We start from the raw sequence: 16,862 nt of genomic DNA, 5'->3' as shown, positions 1-16,862 counted from the left end.
TGATAGTCCTGGGGTGCTTCCTGAACAGCATCCGCCGCCCTCCGGCGGCCCGGCAGGACGGAACTTCGGGGGTATGGGAGATTCCTCGGGCGTCGCCCCGGAGTCCGGGACGCGGGACGGAACACCGCCCGCGCGTGACACCCGCCTGCTCCGGGTGCGCTCCGACGGCACACCCGTGTACGGCTACGCCCAGCGGCCGGGCGTGCCGTCCGTCGGCGTGGTCCGTATGGGACCCGGCGGGCACCGGACCGACGGACGTCCGGACGCCGCACCGCCCGCCCGCCGCCACATTCACGACTTCCACGTGCTTGTCCACGTCCACCGCGGCCGGGCCGAGGTCCGGATCGACGGGGCCGGCCACACCCTGCGGGACGGCGATGTGCTCGGTGTCGCACCCGGCCGGGCGATCGAGCCCGGCGACGCGCCGGCCGCCGAGCACGACCTCGCGTGGTCGGTGCACTTCCTGCCCGACGTCGTACCTGCCCTCGCCTCCATCTCGCCACTGGTCTGGGACGTGCACCCGCTTCTGCGCGTCTTCTCACGGGCGGAGGGTGACCCCGTCTCGACCGGCCAGGCGCCGCAGGGCCGCGACGGTACGGCGGACGCGCGACACCGCCTCGACCGGTCACGGCGCGACGTCGCCTCGGTGCCCGAGTCGGAACGGGACCGCTGGCGCGGCTGGTTCGAGGACCTGACCGAGGAGAGCGCGCACCCCGGGCGGACCGGCGCCCCGGAGGCCATGGTGGCCGGCCTGACCCGCATCCTGGTCGCCGCGGCCCGACTGGCGCCCGGACTCCCCGCGACACCGCCGGACCCCTTGCTGATGCGGGTGTTCGACCAGGTGGAGAAGATGTTCCGCGACTCGGTGTCCGCCGGCGACGTGGCCCGCGCGCTGGGTTACACGCCCGGCCACCTGACCACCGTCGTCCGTGAGCGGTCCGGCCGTACCGTGGGCGAATGGCTCAGTGAACGCCGCCTCACCGAGGTACGGCGTCTGCTTCTCGAGACCGACCTGCCGCTCGGCGTCGTCGCCGCTCGCACGGGACTGACCGACGGGGCATACCTCGGCCGGCGCTTCCGTCGCCGCTACGGGACGACCCCGGACCGCTGGCGGCGCGAACGCCGGAGTGCCTGACGGCGAGCGTGGGCCCGTGACGCCAGGAGTCAGTCCGCCGCGGCGCCGCTCATGGTCGCGGCGAGGGACTCCTCCACGAGGGCCGTGAAGATTCCCTCCAGCACCCGTGGTCCCACCGACCAGGACGTGAGCAGTTCGGTGACGGTGACGGTACGCAGATCGCTCGCCGTCTCGAGACCGTGGCGCCGCAGGACGTTCCGCTGCCGCGACGGAAGGTCGAGGTTGTTGAGGCTCAGCTCGGCGGGCAGGCGGGGGAACACCGATCCGATGTGGCTGGTGGGCCGGTGCTGGATGGCCAGCTTGGCCACCTCCAGTGCGACCGCGGGCACCTCGGGCTCCGGAGTGGCGGCGATCGGTTCCGACCAGCGGGGATCGGGCTCGTTCGCGTCGAGGCCGGCGACGCCGACGAGCCAGGGGAACGCGTCCGTCCACAGCAGAGTGGGCGGCGTCTCGGGCGCTGCTGCTTCAGTCATTCAGGTTCCTGGATGCCATCTCGCGTCGTGGGGTCTGGTTCTAGCATCCCCAACCTCACCAGGTTATCCGGCGGTGCGACACGAAAATCGTCGAACTTCACCCACTCGGAGTGGGTGAAGTTCGCAATGTCCGCCGGACCTCGGGCGTGACACCAGGAGGCCGTTCGTCACCCGCTCACTCGATCGGGTGCAGGAGCCGGTGCAGGAACCGTCGCGTGCGTTCCTCGCGCGGGTCCCGGAACAGCCGTTCCGGGACGCCACGCTCCACGACCACGCCGCCGTCGAGGAACAGGACCTCGTCCGCCACCGCCCGGGCGAACTGCAGTTCATGGGTGACCACCACCATGGTCCATCCCTCGTCCGCGAGCTCCTTCATCACGGCCAGCACCTCGCCGACGAGCTCCGGGTCCAGCGCCGAGGTCGGCTCGTCGAACAGCAGCAGCTCCGGCCGCAGCGCGAGGGCGCGCACGATCCCGACCCGCTGCTGCTGGCCGCCGGACAGCTCGTGCGGGTAGGCGTCGCATTTCTCGGCCAGGCCTACCCGCTCCAGCAACGCGGTCGCGCGCGAGACGGCCTCCGCGCGCGGCACCCGCCGCACCTGGACCGGTCCCTCGATGACGTTCTGGAGCACGGTCCGGTGGGGGAACAGGTTGTGCAGCTGGAACACCATCGCCGACCGGTCGCGGAGTGCGAACCGCTGCTGCTTGGTGACCTTCCGGGAGAAGTCGAGCACCAACGGGTCCCGCCGCCCCGGCCGGGCGACGTCGCCGTGTGCGTCGCCGTCGGGCGCCGGGGACGGCGCGGCGGTGATCGTTCCGGCGTCGGGCATGGCCAGGCCGTTCAACGACCGCAGCAGTGTCGTCTTGCCGGAGCCCGACGGGCCGATCAGGGCGGTGACGCTGCCCCGGCGGACGTCGAGGTCGATACCCCGCAGCACGTGGTTGTCCCCGAACGACTTGTGCAGGCCCCGCACGGTGAGCAAGGGCGTGCCGGGCCGGGACTCGTAGCCGGGTTCCAGCACGTCGCCGGGTTCTCCCGGCCCGGCGACGGTTCCGTCAGTGGGCGACATAGCGGTCCAGCCTCTTCTCGATCGCGCTCTGCCCGGCAGCGAGCACGGTGCAGAAGATCCAGTAGATCAGCGCCGCCTCGAGGTAGAGCAGCATGAACTGGTCGGTGTTGCTCGCGGCGATCTCCTGTGCCTTGCGGAACTGCTCGGTGACCAGGATCGTCGAGGCCAGCGACGTGTCCTTGACCAGTGAGATGAACGTGTTCGACAACGGCGGCACCGACACCCGCGCCGCCTGGGGCAGCACGATCCGGCGCAGGGTGCGCGCGGTCCCCATGCCGATCGTGTACCCGGCCTCCCACTGCCCGCGGGGCACGGAGAGGATCGCGGCCCGCACGATCTCGGCGGCGTAGCCGCCGACGTTCAGCGAGAACGCGATGATCGCGCTCGGCCACGGGTCGACGACGACGCCCAGGTTCGGCAGGCCGTAGAACACGATGAAGAGCTGCACCAGCAGCGGCGTGCCGCGGATCACCGAGACGTAGGCGGTACCGATCCCGGCCAGGACCACGTTCGGCGACAACCGCAGCAGGGCCACGATGACGGCGATCACCAGGCCGATCGCGAACGAGACGAACGTCAGCGGGATCGTTCCGGTCAGCCCCCCGGACAGGATGGGCCAGAACGCGTCCCGGGCGAGTTCCCAGTCCACTTACTCGGAGACGTCGTCGCCGAAGTACTTCTCGCTGAGCTCGGCGAGCGTGCCCTCCGCACGCAGCTCCTCCAGGGCTCCGGTGATCTCCTCGGCGAGCGCCTCGCGCTCCGGGGTCACCACGAACGCCGACTCGGAGGTCTCGTCCGTCTCGGCCGCGATCTTCAGCCCGGACTCACCGTTCTCGTTCACGTAGTCGAGGTAGGTGAGCGTGTCGTTGATCGTGGCGTCCACGCGGCCGTCCCGCAGCAGCGAGATCGACTGGGCCCAGCCCTCGACGTTCTCGATCTCGGCGCCGGACTCCTCGGCGAGGTCACGCCAGTTGCTCGTCAGGGACTGCGCCGTCGTCCTGCCCGCGAGGTCGTCGAACGAGCTGATGTCGTCGTTGTCCTCCGTCACGACGACCGCCCCGCGCGACACCGTGTAGGGCGCGCTGAACGCGTACTGCTCCTCGCGCTCCGGAGTGATCGTCACCTGGTTGGCGATGGTGTCGAACCGGCCCGCGTCGAGCCCGGCGAAGATCGCGTCCCACTGCGTCTCGGCGAACTCGACCTCGAGGCCCAGCTTCCCGGCGACCGCCTCCGCCACCTCCACGTCGTACCCGACGAGCTCACCCGAGTCGTCGTGGTAGCTGAACGGCCGGTACGTACCCTCGGTCGCGACGGTGAGCGTGCCATCGGTGACCAGCCCGAGGCCGCCGTCGTCGTCCCCGGAGCCGCCGGACGAGCACGCGCCGAGCGCCAGAAGGGCCACCGAGGCGGCAGCGACGGTGGCGAATGCACGGGAGCGGGTCATGTCGGACCTTTCGGATCGTCGGTGCGCGGATGTTACCGCGCGCTCTCCGCAGCCTCGCATCAGGTCCACGGATGGTTGCCATCCACAGTAACGATCGTCGGGAGCGTTCCTCCCGCGCGCCGCCGTGAGAGCCGTCACGCGCCAGGATCACGCCCCCTCACCGGCCGGGGCTTACCTTGGGCTCGTGACCAGTCTGATCCTCTCCCGCGCCCGCGTCCCGGGCGCGGAGCATCTCGTCGACATCCAGATATCGGCCGGCACGATCGCACGGATCGTGCCCTCGTCCTCCGCCGGCACCGGGCACGGTGGGCGCTCGGAGTCGGCTGCCGGGCCGCGCCCGGCCGCCCCCGAGATCGTGGACCTCGACGGGCGATGGGTGCTACCGGGCCTGTGGGACGCGCACACGCACATGGAGCAGTGGGCACTGGTCCGCCGGCGGCTCGACGTCGCTCCCGCGACCTCCGCCGAGCATGCGGTCCGTCTGGTCAGGGATGCCCTCGACACGCGTGCTGCCGAGGGCGCCGCCGACGCCGACGAACCGCTCGTCGGCTTCGGCCTGCACTGGGTGACCTGGCCGGAGCCGCCGACGGCGGAGATGCTCGACGCCGTCGGGGACGTGCCGGTGGTCCTGCTGTCGTTCGACCTCCACTCCGCCTGGGTGAACACCGCGGGACTGCGGCGGCTGGGACTGGAGCACCCGACCGGGCTGCTCCTCGAGGACGAGATGCTGCCCGCGGAGCAGCTGGACCATCCGTCGGGCGACACCCTGGACCGCCTCGTGCAGAGCGCTGCGCAGGCTGCCGCGGCACGGGGCGTGGTGGGCGTGGTGGACTTCGGCATGGACGACAACATCGGCGCATGGCGCCGTCGGGTGCCGCGGTGGGAAGGACTGCGTGTCCGGGCGGGCGTCTGGTACTGGGATCTCGACGCGGCGCTGGCCGAGGGGCTGCGTACCGGGGACCCGCTGCACGGGACAGGGGAGGCACGCGGCACGACGGACGGGTCGCGGGGATCAGGGCCGCGGCGCAGGCGCCTCGTCGAGATGGGGTCGCTCAAGGTGATCAGCGACGGCTCGCTGAACTCCCGCACCGCCTGCTGCTTCGACCCGTACGAGGGATCCGCAGGGCCGGAGGCGCACGGCATGCTCAACGTGCCGCCCGAGGAGCTCCAGCTGCTCATGAAGCGCGCCACCGACGGCGGCCTCACGTGCGCCATCCATGCCATCGGCGACCGTGCCAACGCTCTCGCGCTCGACGCCTTCGAGATCACGGGGGCCCGCGGTTCCATCGAGCACGCGCAGCTGGTGCGCTGGTCCGACGTCGAACGGTTCGCGGCGGGTCGCGTGACGGCCAGCGTCCAGCCCGAGCACGCGATGGACGACCGCGACGTCGCGGAAGGGCTCTGGCCCGACCGTACGGACCGGGCCTTTCCGCTTGCCACGCTCGCCGCGGCCGGCGTGCCGCTCGCCCTCGGCTCGGACGCGCCCGTCGCCCGTCTCGACCCGTGGTTCGCCATCTCCTCGGCGGTGACCCGGTCCCGCGGCGGCCGCGAGCCCTGGCACCCCGAGCAGGTGCTCACCGTGGAGCAGGCGCTCGAGGCGTCGACCGCCGGACGCGGCACCACGCCCCGCGAAGGAGGTCCGGCCGACCTCGCCGTCCTGGACGGTGACATGCCCGGACTCGGGGCGCAGCAGGACTACCTGGTGCAGCCCGCCGACCCGTCCGACATCTCGGAGGCGCTCCGCACGATGCCGGTGGCGGGCACGCTCCTCGACGGGGAGTGGACGCACCGCGCGCTCTAACCCACGACCACGACCACGCCGGCCGCGACGACCACGCCATCCCGGAGGGGTGGTTGCGTTCCCACACCCGCGAGATGGCGTGGTCGTCGCCCGGCGGGCAGCCGGCAGCTGCCGGGGGGCCGGCGAAGCTCTAGCTCGTGGTTTCGCCCGGGTAGGTGAGACCGATCTGGGCCCGGATCTCGTCGAGCGTCCCCATGATCGCGACCGTCTCCCCGATCGGCAGGATGTCCCCGTCCGTCCGGCCCTCGGCGACCAGGCGCTCGGCCTCCAGCGCCTGGAAGTGCATCCCGCGTCCGGCGACCGTGCCCTCGCTGGAGAACTCCTCCGTGACGGTGCCGTCGACGTCGTACACCCGGAACGACGTCGGTGTGAACCACCAGGGGTCGATGTCGATCCGCCCGTCGGTACCGAGGATCGACGCCGTGACCGGCCCACGGGTGTCCGACGCCGAGATGGTGGTGGCGAGGCGGCCGCCGTCGTACCCGAAGATGGTCGCGATGGTGGCGTCCGCGCCGGTCTCCTTGAACGTGGCGTGCGACTGGATGGTCAGCGGTTCGCCGAAGACGTCCCACGCGAAGGAGATCGGGTAGATACCCAGGTCGAGCAGCGATCCACCGCCGAGCTCCAGGGCGTTGATGCGGTGCGCCGGGTCGTCGGGGAGGTCCTGGCAGTGCTCCGCGATGACGGTACGTGCCTCCCCCAGCGTGCCGGCGGCGAGGATCTCGCGGATGCGGACCATGTGCGGCAGGTAGCGGGTCCACATCGCCTCCATCGCGAGAAGGCCCTTCGACTCCGCGAGGTCCGCGATGGCCTCGGCCTCGCGGCGGTTCAGGGTGAACGGCTTCTCCACGAGCACGTGCTTGCCGGCGTCGAGCACGAGCGCGGCATCGACCGCGTGCATGGGGTGGGGGGTGGCGACATAGACGATGTCGACCTCCGGGTCCGCCACGAGTTCCTCGTACGAGCCGTGCGCGTGCGGGATGCCGAACTCGTCGGCGAACGCTTGTGCCCGGCTCGCGGAGCGCGAGCCCACGGCCTGCACGGTGAAGCCGTTGGCCAGGAGGTCACTGGTGAAGGCGTGGGCGATACCGCCCGTGGCGAGAATGCCCCAGCGCAGGTGTGTCATGGAGGCGAGCGTAACGGTGCCAGGAGCGGTCAGGGATGCGCTTCCACCCGCTGGCCACGGGCCGCTCCGCGGACGTAGCGCATGTCCCACAGGGTCAGGACCAGCGCGGCGAGGACGAAGAGAGCCCCGGCCAGCGGGACGAACCGCGGCCCCCAGGTGGCGACGACGAACGCCCCCAGCGCGGCGCCTGAGGCGATCCCGATGTTGAACACCGCGCTGGACAGGGCTGTCGCCATCTCGGTCGCCCCCGGGGCGACCTGCATGGCCAGGTGCGCCGCGACCGGCGGGACGAAGCTGAAGGTCGTGCCGAACAACAGCATGCCCAGCACGGCCGTCCCGGGCGCCCCGCCGAACACCTGGAGCACCAGGAGGAACACCGTGACTCCCGCCGCGCCGCCGGCGAGCGTCCACCAGGGCCACCGGTCCAGGACAAGGCCCGCCAGCAGCGTCCCGACGAGCCCGGCGGCCCCGCTGGCGAGCAGCAGCAACGACAGCCACCGTTCGTCGAACCCGGACACGTCCAGCAGGAACTGGGTGATGAACGTGATCCACGCGAACGCCCCGGTGACCAGCAGAAGCGTGACCACCAGCAGCACCGCGAAACGGCGCCGGTCCGGATGCGTACCCCGGGAGGTGTCGTCGCGGGCCTGGGAGGCGTCCGGCATCGTCAGCAGGATCGCCGCGCACGCCACCGCGCTGATCACGGCCATGACGAGGAACGGCGTGCGCCAGGTGGTCAGCTGCCCGAGCCAGGTCCCGAAGGGCACGCCGAGCATGGGACCGAGAGAGTTCCCGATCGTGAGGCGGGCAATCATTTTGCCACGCACCTCGCGGGGGAACATGCTCGCCGCGGCGGGCATGACGATCGCCCAGAACAGCGCCTGTCCCAGTGCCGTCACCACGCGCGACGCGAGCAGGTCGGGGTAGCCGACCGCGAACGCGGACCAGGTCAGGCCCACGGCGCAGACCGCCGTCGTTCCCGCGAGGACGGCGCGCCGGCCGAGCCGCCGCGTGAGCTGGGCCAGCGGCACGGTCGCGACCACGACGACGGCCGCGTACGCGGTCACCAGCAGCCCCACCTGTGATGTGGTGCGCTCCAGGTCCCTGGCCATGATCGTGAGCAGGCCCCCGGGAAGGTTCTCCGCCGTCACGAACATGAAGGCCGACGTGGAGAGGGCGATCAGCGCCACGACGGCCCGGCGCTGAAGGGCCACTTGCTCGGGGGAGGGCGCCGGAACGGCCGGGGGCACCAGGTTCGATCGCATCGATTCGATAGTGTGGCACATCGCCGCAAGCGTTTTCTTGGGCGTTCGGCGACCGTGGGAACGATGCCACCAGGACAAAACATAACGATGGCGGGATTCCGCCATTCCCGTGGCGGAATCCCGCCGGTTTATTCCTGACATCAGTTCAAGTAGTGTGCCGCACGCAACATTCCTGAAATGGAACGGTGATTGAGTCATCCGTCGGACGTCGCGGTCCGGACAGCTGACTCGGCGCCGACACCTCCGGCTCGGTCGGACACCCCGGTACGTGCAGGGTCCGGACCTGATCGTGGCAACCGGCCACGGCAGGGCTCGCGACCCTCAGGTACCGCTGTGCCCGGCCTCCTCAGGGCCGGAGGCACTCACACCCCGGAGGAATCCATGAATCCACGAATCAGCGCAGCGGGCGCTGGTGCGGCTCTGCTGGTCACGGGTGCGCTCGTGCCCGTCAGCGCCGCCGCCGCGCCGAGCGCGGCGGAGCCGGACCCGGCGACGTTCGCCCAGCAGCGGGAGGACGACCGTCCTGACGCGCTCGCTCAGAAGCAGCGCGAGCGGAAGCAGCAGGCGGTCGAGATGGTCGCCACCGGCGAGGCGAAGGTGACCACGCGCGGCAAGGGCAACAAGAAGTCCCGTGTCGTCAAGATCGCCCCGGGCGAGTACGTCGAGTACGGCGCCCAGGAGACCTCGCAGCTCTTCTCGATCCTGGTCGAGTTCGGCGACGGCGAGGGCTCGCCCTACTTCCCCGACGCTCCGGCCGGGCCGCTGCACAACGAGATCCCGGAACCCTCCGCGAACGACAACTCCACGTACTGGGAGAGCGACTTCTCGCGCGACCACTACATGGACATGTTCTTCAACGGCGACGCGAACGGCGAGTCGTTCCACGACGTCTACGACGAGATGTCGTCGGGCCGCTTCGACCTCCAGGGCGACGTGTCCGACTGGGTCACGGTGCCGAACCGTGCCTCCTACTACGGCGGTGGCAGCGCAGCCGGCGACGAGACCGGTGAGACCATGACCGCGTTCGTCCAGGACGCCGCGGACGCCTGGTACGAGCAGCAGATCGCCTCCGGCAAGACCCACGACGAGGTCGTCGAGTACCTCCAGTCGTTCGACGTCTGGGACCGGTACGACGCCGACGGTGACGGCATCATCAACGAGCCCGACGGCTACATCGACCACTTCCAGGCGATCCACGCCGGCGAGGGCGAGGAGGCCGGTGCACCGCCGTGGACCATCTGGTCGCACCGCTGGGCGGTCAACCAGGGCGGGCTCTGGGAGGACGGTCCGGCGGACTTCCCCAAGCTGGGCGGCGTCAAGATCGGCGGCACGGACATCTGGATCCGCGACTACACCACCGAGCCGGAGAACGGCGGCCTCGGCGTGTTCGCGCACGAGTTCGGCCACGACCTCGGCCTGCCCGACTACTACGACACCTCGGGCGGCGAGAACGGCACCGGCTTCTGGAACCTCATGAGCTCCGGCTCCTGGCTCGGCCACGGTGACGGTCACATCGGTGGGACCCCGAACCACATGGGCGCCACCGAGAAGCTGTTCCTCGGCTGGCTGGACTACGAGACCGTCGAGGCGGACGAGTCGGGCATCGTGAATCTCGGCCCGGCGTTCCACGCCACGACCCGGCCGCAGGCCGCACTCGTGAAGCTCCCGGACGGCACGGAGAGCATCGAGGTCGGTGTCGACCCGATCGACGGCCGGTACGCCTACTCGGACACGGGCAACAACCTGAACACCACGTTCGCGTCGCCCGAGTTCGTGGTGCCCGCGGGCGGCCAGCTGTCCGCCCAGGTCAACTACGAGATCGAGGAAGGTTACGACTACGCCTTCGTCGACATCACCACGGACGGCGGCGGCACCTGGACCTCCCTGTCGACGAGCGAGTCGTCCGACGAGGACCCGAACGGCACCAACCCGGGCGGCGGGATCGACGGCTCGTCCGGCGGCTGGACCGAACTGACCGCCGACCTGTCGGCGTACGCGGGCGAGACGGCGCAGGTGCGGTTCCGCTACACCTCGGACGGCGGCGTCAACGAGCGCGGGCTCGTGGTCGACACGGTCTCCGTGGACGACGTGCTCACCGAGGACTTCGAGGACGCCTCCGACTGGACCGGTGACTTCAAGATCGCCACCGACGGTGCCTACGACGCGTCGTTCTCGCACTACTACCTCGCCGAGCACAGGGTGTACGGCGGCTACGACGTCACGCTCAAGGAGGGCCCGTACAACTTCGGCTGGACCGAGTCCGACCCGGACCGCGTGGAGCACTTCCCCTACCAGGACGGGCTGCTGATCTGGTACGTGAACGGTCTGTACGGTGACAACAACACCGCACAGCACCCGGGCCACGGCCAGGCGCTGCCCGTCGACGCCGACGCCACCCCGCTGAAGTTTTCGGACGGCACGATCGCCCGCAACCGGATCCAGACGTACGACGCGACGTTCGGCGTGCAGCGGGAGGACCGGCTCTTCCTGCACAGCGAGGCCGGCGAGGCTCCGGCGACGCTGCGCACCTCCTGGTGGGCGCGGCAGTCCAGGACGTTCGACGACAGCGACCCGTACGCCTACTACGACGAGTCCAACCCGGGCCATTCCGTGATCGTCGGCGGCACCGGCACCAGCATCAAGGTGCTGCGGCAGAACAGCCGCAACGGCCACATGACCATCAAGGTCGACCGGCCCTGACCGGCACGGCCTGATCGCGGCACGACGGCGACGGCCCGCACCCTCCACCAGAGGGTGCGGGCCGTCGCGGTGTGCGGGGCGCGGAGTCCTCCACCGGTGCCGCTCGCCGACGCCGGCGTTCCGCCGCGCGTCACCCGGCGTTCACGCGTCACGCACTACCGTGGGCGTGCACGTCCCTTCACCCCGAGGAGCACTCATGCGCCGCCCTGCTCTGCGCGCAACGGGCCTTGTCCTCGCCGCCGCCCTCGTGGGCGGAGGCGGCGCGGCCGTCGCGGCTACCGGTCCCGTTCCCGACCGCGGCGCCGACGCCCGGGCCGACCGGCCGGCGTCGTCGGCCATGACTCGGTCCGCCGCGAAGAAGAGCCTGCGTGTCGCCACCTACAACCTGTCGCTGAACCGGGCCACGCAAGGTCAGCTCGTCGCCGATCTGTCCGACGGCGGCAACGAGCAGGCCCGGACCGTCGCCGAGGTCATCCAGCACGTGCGGCCCGACGTCGTGCTGCTCAACGAGTTCGACCACGACGACGCCGGCGAGGCCGCCCGCTTGTTCCGCGAGAACTACCTCGAGGTCCCGCAGGGCGACGCCGAACCCATCGAGTACCGGTACGCGTTCGTGGCGCCGTCGAACACCGGGGTGCCCAGCGGCTTCGACCTGAACAACGACGGCACCGTCGGCGGTGGCGACGACGCCCTCGGCTTCGGGCTGTTCCCCGGCCAGTACGGCATGGTCGTGCTGTCGCGGTATCCGATCGACGCCGACCGCGCGCGGACGTTCCAGCACTTCCGGTGGCAGGACATGCCGGGCGCGGCGCTTCCCACCGACCCCGCGACCGGCGAGGCCTGGTACACGGACGAGGAGCTCGACGCGCTGCCGCTGTCCAGCAAGTCGCACTGGGACGTCCCCGTGCGGGTGGGTCACAGGACGGTGCACGTGCTGGCAGCCCACCCGACGCCGCCGACGTTCGACGGGGCGGAGGACCGCAACGGCCGCCGCAACCACGACGAGATCCGGTTCTGGGCCGACTACGTGACCGGCGGTCGGCACGCTCGCTACATCTACGACGACGACGGGCGCCGGGGCGGTCTGCACCGGGGCGCGTCCTTCGTGATCCTGGGCGACTACAACGCGGATCCGGCCGACGGCGACTCGTACGACGGCGCGATCCACCAGCTGCTCGACAACCGGCGGATCCAGGACCCCGCGCCGAGGTCGGAGGGTGCGGTCGAGGCGGCGGAGCTGCAGGGTGGCGCCAACGAGTCGCACACGGGCGACCCGGCCCTCGACACCGCCGACTTCGCGGACACCGCACCGGGCAACCTGCGCGCCGACTACACCCTGCCGAGCCGGAACCTCCGGATCCGCGACGCGGGCGTCTTCTGGCCTACCCAGGACGATCCCCTGTCCCGCCTCACGGGCACGTACCCGTTCCCGAGCAGCGACCACCGCCTGGTCTGGGTGGATCTGAAGCCCTGAGCCACGAAGCTGGTCGGCCACCCGTGACCGACCAGCTCCGTCGGTCAGGACCCCTGCTCGACGTCCTCGGCCAAGGTGCCCAAGTACAGCGAGATCACCTTCGGGTCGCTCTGCAACTCCCGCCCGGTGCCCGTGTACGCGTCCTTGCCCTGGTCCAGGACGTAGCCCCGGTCGCAGATCTGCAGGCACCGCCGGGCGTTCTGCTCGACCATGATCACGGACACGCCGGCCTTGTTGATCATCCGGGTCCGCAGGAACGCCTCGTCCTGCCGCACGGGCGACAGACCGGCCGACGGCTCGTCGAGCAGCAGCACGGACGGGTTCATCATCAGCGCGCGGGCCATGGCGACCATCTGCCGCTCACCGCCCGACATCGCCCCCGCCCGCTGGCTGCGCCGTTCCCCCAGCGTGGGGAACAGGTCGACGATGAACTCGAACCGCTCGTCGAACGTCTTCGGGCGCAGGTACACGCCCATCCGCATGTTCTCCTCGACGGTGAGCGACGGGAACACGTTGTTCGTCTGCGGCACGAATCCCACGCCACGCGCCACCAGGGCGTTGGCCTTCATGCCCGTGATCTCCCGGCCCTCCAGCGTCACGGTGCCGGAGGTGATGTTCACGAGCCCGAACAGCGCCTTGAGCAGTGTGGACTTGCCCGCGCCGTTCGGCCCGATGATGCCGACGAGCTCGCCCTTGCCGACCTCGATCGAGCACCCGTTGAGGATGTTCACCCCGGGCACGTACCCGGCGGTCAGGTTGTCCGCCCGGAGCAGGAGCTCCTTGTCGGCGGGCAGCCCCGCGGTCGCACCGCCCTCCGCCGTCTGCGTGGTGGTCGCCTCGGTCATCGCTTCTCCTCCTCGGCCTCGAGCCGGGCCAGAACCTCGGGATCGAGCAGCGCGTCGTCGCCGAGGTCGGTGTCGTGGTGGGCGCCCAGGTAGGCGTCCACCACCGCCTGGTTCTGCATCACGGAGCCGGGCGGCCCCTCGGCCACGATCCGGCCCTCCGCCATGACGACCACCCAGTCGGAGATGTGGCGCACGGCGTGCATGTCGTGCTCCACGAAGAGCACGGACATGCCCTCGTCCCGCAGGTCCTGGATGTGGCCCAGCAGGGACTGGACCAACGCCGGGTTCACGCCCGCCATCGGCTCGTCGAGCATGATCATGGCCGGGTCCGTCATCAGCGCACGCGCCATCTCGAGCAGCTTGCGCTGGCCGCCCGACAGCGACCCCGCGTACTCGTCGCGCATCTTGTCGAGCTTGAACCGCTCGAGGATCTCGAGGGCCTTCTCCTTGTTCCGCGCCTCCGTGCCGGCCCAGAGCGGCTGGAACATCGACGCGAACATGCGCTCGCCCGGGTTCCTGGTCGCCGCGAGCAGCACGTTCTCCAGCACCGTCAGACGCGACAGCGCCTTGGTGAGCTGGAAGGTCCGTACCATCCCCGCTCGCGCGACCCGGGCCGCGCTCTTGTGCGCGATCGGTTCGCCCTGGAACGTCCACATCCCCTGGTTGGGCTTGTCGAAGCCAGTGAGCAGGTTGAAGAACGTCGTCTTGCCGGCACCGTTCGGACCGATGAGCGCCGTGATCGCGCCCCGCTCGACCTCCAGGTAGTCGACGTCGACCGCCGTCATGCCGCCGAAGCGGCGCTGCACGCCACGTGCCGTCAGGATGGCGTCGGGCTTGGCGACGCCGACCTCGGGTGCGACGTGCGACAGGTCTCGTCCTGCTCGCTTCGCGGTCTCGCTCACGGCCGGCGCGTCCTGGTCGGTCGCGCCCTGGGCCGCCGCGCCCGCGTCGTTCTCGTTCACGGTCTTCTCATCGGGCATCGAGGGCCAGCTCCTTCTTGTTCCCCAGGATCCCCTGTGGTCGGAAGATCACGATCAGCATGAGGGTCACACCCACGAGGACGCCCGCCACGTGGTCCACGTTCTGGGTCGGGATAGGCAGGAACTCCATGAGGTCGGTCCGCATCCCCGTGCGCACGACCATGTACACGAAGAAGAACAGCATCGACCCGAGGACCGGGCCGAACAGCGTCGCGGCACCACCCAGGAGCATCACCGTCCACACCCAGAACGTCATCGTGCGGCCCATCGAGTCGGGTGCGATGGCACCGGGCAGCACGTAGACGATCCCGGCGAGCGCCCCGAGGACACCACCGAGGATCAGCGCCTGCATCTTGTAGGAGTACACGTTCTTGCCGAGAGCGCGGACGGCGTCCTCGTCCTCGCGCACGCCCTTGAGCACGCGCCCCCACGGGCTACGCGTGAGCAGCCAGACCACGATCAGAGCCAGGATCACGAGGGTCCACGCGAAGATGCGGGTCCACCACGAGTCGGAGCCGTTGTTGAGGTATTCGAGCGGGCCGATCATGGTGCGCCCGTCCGGGAGGAACGACAGCTCCTGGAACGAGCCCTTGTAGTCGCCACCGCGGATACCCGCGGAACCACCGGTGTAGTCGTCGAACAGCGTGGACCGTCCGAGCATGCGGATGATCTCCGCGGCCGAGATCGTGACGATCGCCAGGTAGTCGCCCCGCAGTTTCAGCGTGGGCAGACCGAGGATCACCGCGAAGAGGGTTCCCGCGGCCATCGCGATGAGCAGGGCGACCCAGAAGGGGGCACCGGAGATCGTCGCGATGCCGAAACCGTAGGCACCGAGCAGCATGAAGCCGGCCTGGCCGACGTTCAGCAGACCCGTGTACCCGAAGTGGACGTTCAGACCGATCGCGGCGAGCGCGTACGCGGCGGTAGCCGGCGCCAGCAGCTCCCCGAGGGCCAGAGTGAGTACTCGAAGCAGTTCTTCCATGACGAGGCTCCCTTCAGCCGATCCGCTCGCGGCTGCCGAGGATGCCCTGCGGCCGGATCAGGAGGACGAGGATGAGGATCAGCAGGGCGGTCGCGTAACGCACGTCGCTGGGAATGACCAGTCCGGCGAGTTCGACGACGAGGCCGATCAGGATGGATCCCACGAGTGCCCCGTACGCCGTGCCGAGACCGCCGAGGGTCACCGCGGCGAACATCAGCAGCAGGAGCTGGACGCCCAGGTTCCAGGTGAAGGATCCGAAGGAGATCCCGATGAGCAGGCCCGCGAGCGCCGCGAGCGCGGTGGCCGAGACCCACACGATACGGACGACGGCGTCCGGGTCGATCCCGGTGGCCGAGGCGAGCGCCCGGTTGTCGGCGACGGCGCGGATGGCCCGGCCGATGCGGGTCTTCGTGAGGAGCAGCGCGATGGCGAGGATCACGACCAGCGCGACCGCCATCGAGATCCACGAGGCCCGGCTCAGGGTGATCCCCGCGATCGTGGTCGGCACCGGGTTGGAGGTGATGATCCGCATGGATCCGCTCTCGATCCACTGCAGCACGTACTGCAGGGCGAGCGAGAGGCCGATGGTCACGAGCATGAGCTGTGCGGCGGGGGTGCCTCGCCGGCGCAGCGGGCGCCAGATCGCCGCGTCCTGCAGCAGGCCGGTCAGCCCTCCGATGACGAGGATCAGCAGTGCGGCGATCCAGATCGGCAGTCCGAGCTCGTTGATCAGGATGAAGCCACCCATCGCACCGATGACGACCTGCTCACCGTGGGAGAACGACGAGATGCCGGTGGTGCCGAAGATGAGGCTGAGGCCCACGGAGGCCAGGGCGAGCAGGAGGCCGAACCGGAGACCGGAGCCGACCTGCTGCCAAACCTGCCCGAACGACGGCAGGCCGGAGACGGTGACGTCCTCCTCGACGAGACCCTCCGCTCCTTCCGCACCCGGATCGTCGGCCGGCGAGCTCGTCCCCGTCTCGGTCTCGGTCGCCTCGGGATCCGGCGCCGGGCCGGTGCCGATCGTGAAGGCGCCGCGCGCGGTCGCACCCGTCTGCGCACTGACCTCGCGCTCCGCGGGGTCGGCGTGGGTGTCGGCGGGGAGCGTGTCCGGGTTCACGGTCAGCGTGTAGGTGCCGCGCGTGGGCACCTCCACCGACACGGGCCCCTCGCCGGTCGTGGTGACGACTGCCTCGAAACCCTCACCGGCGATGGAGACCTCCACCCCGGGCACGGGTTCCCGCTCCTCGTCGAGCACGATCGGCGAGACACAGGTGGTACTCGCGTCGGGCGTGCAGTCTGTCGCGATGTCGTCGGTCGCCGCTCCCGCGGGTACGGCGAACATCGCCGCTCCCGCGATCAGCGCCGCGAACGCAGCCATGATCACGGCCGGCAGGCGCCGTGGGGCTGTCGCGATCATCGGTCGGTCGGCTGTCATGTGCCGGGTCCTCCGTGGTCTTCGGTGCCAGATGTCCGAGGGTTGCTCGGACAGTTCGAGAACCCGGCTGACCAAGGGAGTTCAGCAACACTGAACAGGCCCTGAACCGTCGCGGATTCCCAACAGTGCG

At 70.4% G+C, this 16,862-nt stretch carries 14 protein-coding genes; 4 read left to right on the top strand and 10 right to left on the bottom strand.

Annotation, left to right across the window (positions count from 1 at the left end; translation table 11 throughout):
• Positions 1 to 73 precede the first annotated feature (73 nt).
• Positions 74 to 1,135: a helix-turn-helix domain-containing protein gene (locus tag J0911_RS10740; protein ID WP_207275459.1), complete on the top strand. Its 1,062-nt coding sequence runs from the start codon at positions 74 to 76 to the stop codon at positions 1,133 to 1,135.
• A gap of 29 nt (positions 1,136 to 1,164) precedes the next feature.
• Here the strand turns inward: J0911_RS10740 and J0911_RS10735 are convergent, their stop codons facing one another.
• The 4 genes from J0911_RS10735 to J0911_RS10720 form a co-directional block, all read right to left on the bottom strand.
• Positions 1,165 to 1,608, bottom strand: coding sequence for a DNA-directed RNA polymerase subunit alpha C-terminal domain-containing protein (locus tag J0911_RS10735; RefSeq protein ID WP_207275458.1), 444 nt, complete (start codon positions 1,606 to 1,608; stop codon positions 1,165 to 1,167).
• A 175-nt stretch (positions 1,609 to 1,783) separates the two neighbouring features.
• Positions 1,784 to 2,677 (bottom strand): amino acid ABC transporter ATP-binding protein, encoded by an 894-nt coding sequence (locus tag J0911_RS10730; RefSeq protein ID WP_278186789.1) that lies wholly within the window; start codon positions 2,675 to 2,677, stop codon positions 1,784 to 1,786.
• Complete coding sequence (locus J0911_RS10725; RefSeq protein WP_207275457.1) at positions 2,664 to 3,326, bottom strand: amino acid ABC transporter permease; 663 nt, start codon at positions 3,324 to 3,326, stop codon at positions 2,664 to 2,666. The genes J0911_RS10730 and J0911_RS10725 overlap by 14 nt, the downstream gene beginning before the upstream one ends.
• Positions 3,327 to 4,121 carry an amino acid ABC transporter substrate-binding protein gene (locus J0911_RS10720; RefSeq protein ID WP_207275456.1) on the bottom strand — a complete coding sequence of 265 codons (795 nt, stop codon included), beginning with the start codon at positions 4,119 to 4,121 and terminating at the stop codon, positions 3,327 to 3,329. It lies immediately after the preceding gene.
• Between the two features lie 184 nt (positions 4,122 to 4,305).
• Here J0911_RS10720 and J0911_RS10715 point away from each other — a divergent pair, with 184 nt between their 5' ends.
• Positions 4,306 to 5,922 (top strand): amidohydrolase, encoded by a 1,617-nt coding sequence (locus J0911_RS10715; RefSeq protein WP_207275455.1) that lies wholly within the window; start codon positions 4,306 to 4,308, stop codon positions 5,920 to 5,922.
• Between the two features lie 130 nt (positions 5,923 to 6,052).
• Here the strand turns inward: J0911_RS10715 and J0911_RS10710 are convergent, their stop codons facing one another.
• Both J0911_RS10710 and J0911_RS10705 read right to left on the bottom strand, forming a co-directional pair.
• Positions 6,053 to 7,048 (bottom strand): Gfo/Idh/MocA family protein, encoded by a 996-nt coding sequence (locus J0911_RS10710; RefSeq protein WP_207275454.1) that lies wholly within the window; start codon positions 7,046 to 7,048, stop codon positions 6,053 to 6,055.
• Between the two features lie 29 nt (positions 7,049 to 7,077).
• On the bottom strand, positions 7,078 to 8,313 hold the full coding sequence (locus J0911_RS10705; protein ID WP_207275453.1) for an MFS transporter: 1,236 nt from the start codon (positions 8,311 to 8,313) through the stop codon (positions 7,078 to 7,080).
• A 381-nt stretch (positions 8,314 to 8,694) separates the two neighbouring features.
• On the opposite strand from J0911_RS10705, the gene J0911_RS10700 reads away from it, so the two are divergent.
• Both J0911_RS10700 and J0911_RS10695 read left to right on the top strand, forming a co-directional pair.
• Positions 8,695 to 11,013, top strand: coding sequence for an immune inhibitor A domain-containing protein (locus tag J0911_RS10700; RefSeq protein WP_207275452.1), 2,319 nt, complete (start codon positions 8,695 to 8,697; stop codon positions 11,011 to 11,013).
• A gap of 196 nt (positions 11,014 to 11,209) precedes the next feature.
• Positions 11,210 to 12,487: an endonuclease/exonuclease/phosphatase family protein gene (locus J0911_RS10695; RefSeq protein WP_207275451.1), complete on the top strand. Its 1,278-nt coding sequence runs from the start codon at positions 11,210 to 11,212 to the stop codon at positions 12,485 to 12,487.
• Positions 12,488 to 12,531: 44 nt separating this feature from the next.
• On the opposite strand, the gene J0911_RS10690 is transcribed toward J0911_RS10695, so the two are convergent.
• From J0911_RS10690 to J0911_RS10675, 4 genes are read right to left on the bottom strand one after another with little or no spacing between them, the layout of a single operon-like run.
• Entirely contained in the window at positions 12,532 to 13,332 is an 801-nt protein-coding gene (locus J0911_RS10690) for an ABC transporter ATP-binding protein (protein WP_207275450.1), read from the bottom strand.
• Positions 13,329 to 14,312 (bottom strand): ABC transporter ATP-binding protein, encoded by a 984-nt coding sequence (locus J0911_RS10685; RefSeq protein ID WP_207275449.1) that lies wholly within the window; start codon positions 14,310 to 14,312, stop codon positions 13,329 to 13,331. The genes J0911_RS10690 and J0911_RS10685 overlap by 4 nt, the downstream gene beginning before the upstream one ends.
• Positions 14,302 to 15,294 (bottom strand): branched-chain amino acid ABC transporter permease, encoded by a 993-nt coding sequence (locus tag J0911_RS10680; RefSeq protein WP_207275448.1) that lies wholly within the window; start codon positions 15,292 to 15,294, stop codon positions 14,302 to 14,304. The genes J0911_RS10685 and J0911_RS10680 overlap by 11 nt, the downstream gene beginning before the upstream one ends.
• A gap of 13 nt (positions 15,295 to 15,307) precedes the next feature.
• On the bottom strand, positions 15,308 to 16,732 hold the full coding sequence (locus J0911_RS10675; RefSeq protein ID WP_207275447.1) for a branched-chain amino acid ABC transporter permease: 1,425 nt from the start codon (positions 16,730 to 16,732) through the stop codon (positions 15,308 to 15,310).
• Between the last annotated feature and the right edge of the window lie 130 nt (positions 16,733 to 16,862).

This window comes from Myceligenerans salitolerans, from assembly GCF_017349295.1.
Classification (GTDB): domain Bacteria; phylum Actinomycetota; class Actinomycetes; order Actinomycetales; family Cellulomonadaceae; genus Myceligenerans; species Myceligenerans salitolerans.
This window is presented reverse-complemented; position numbering and strand designations above follow the sequence as displayed.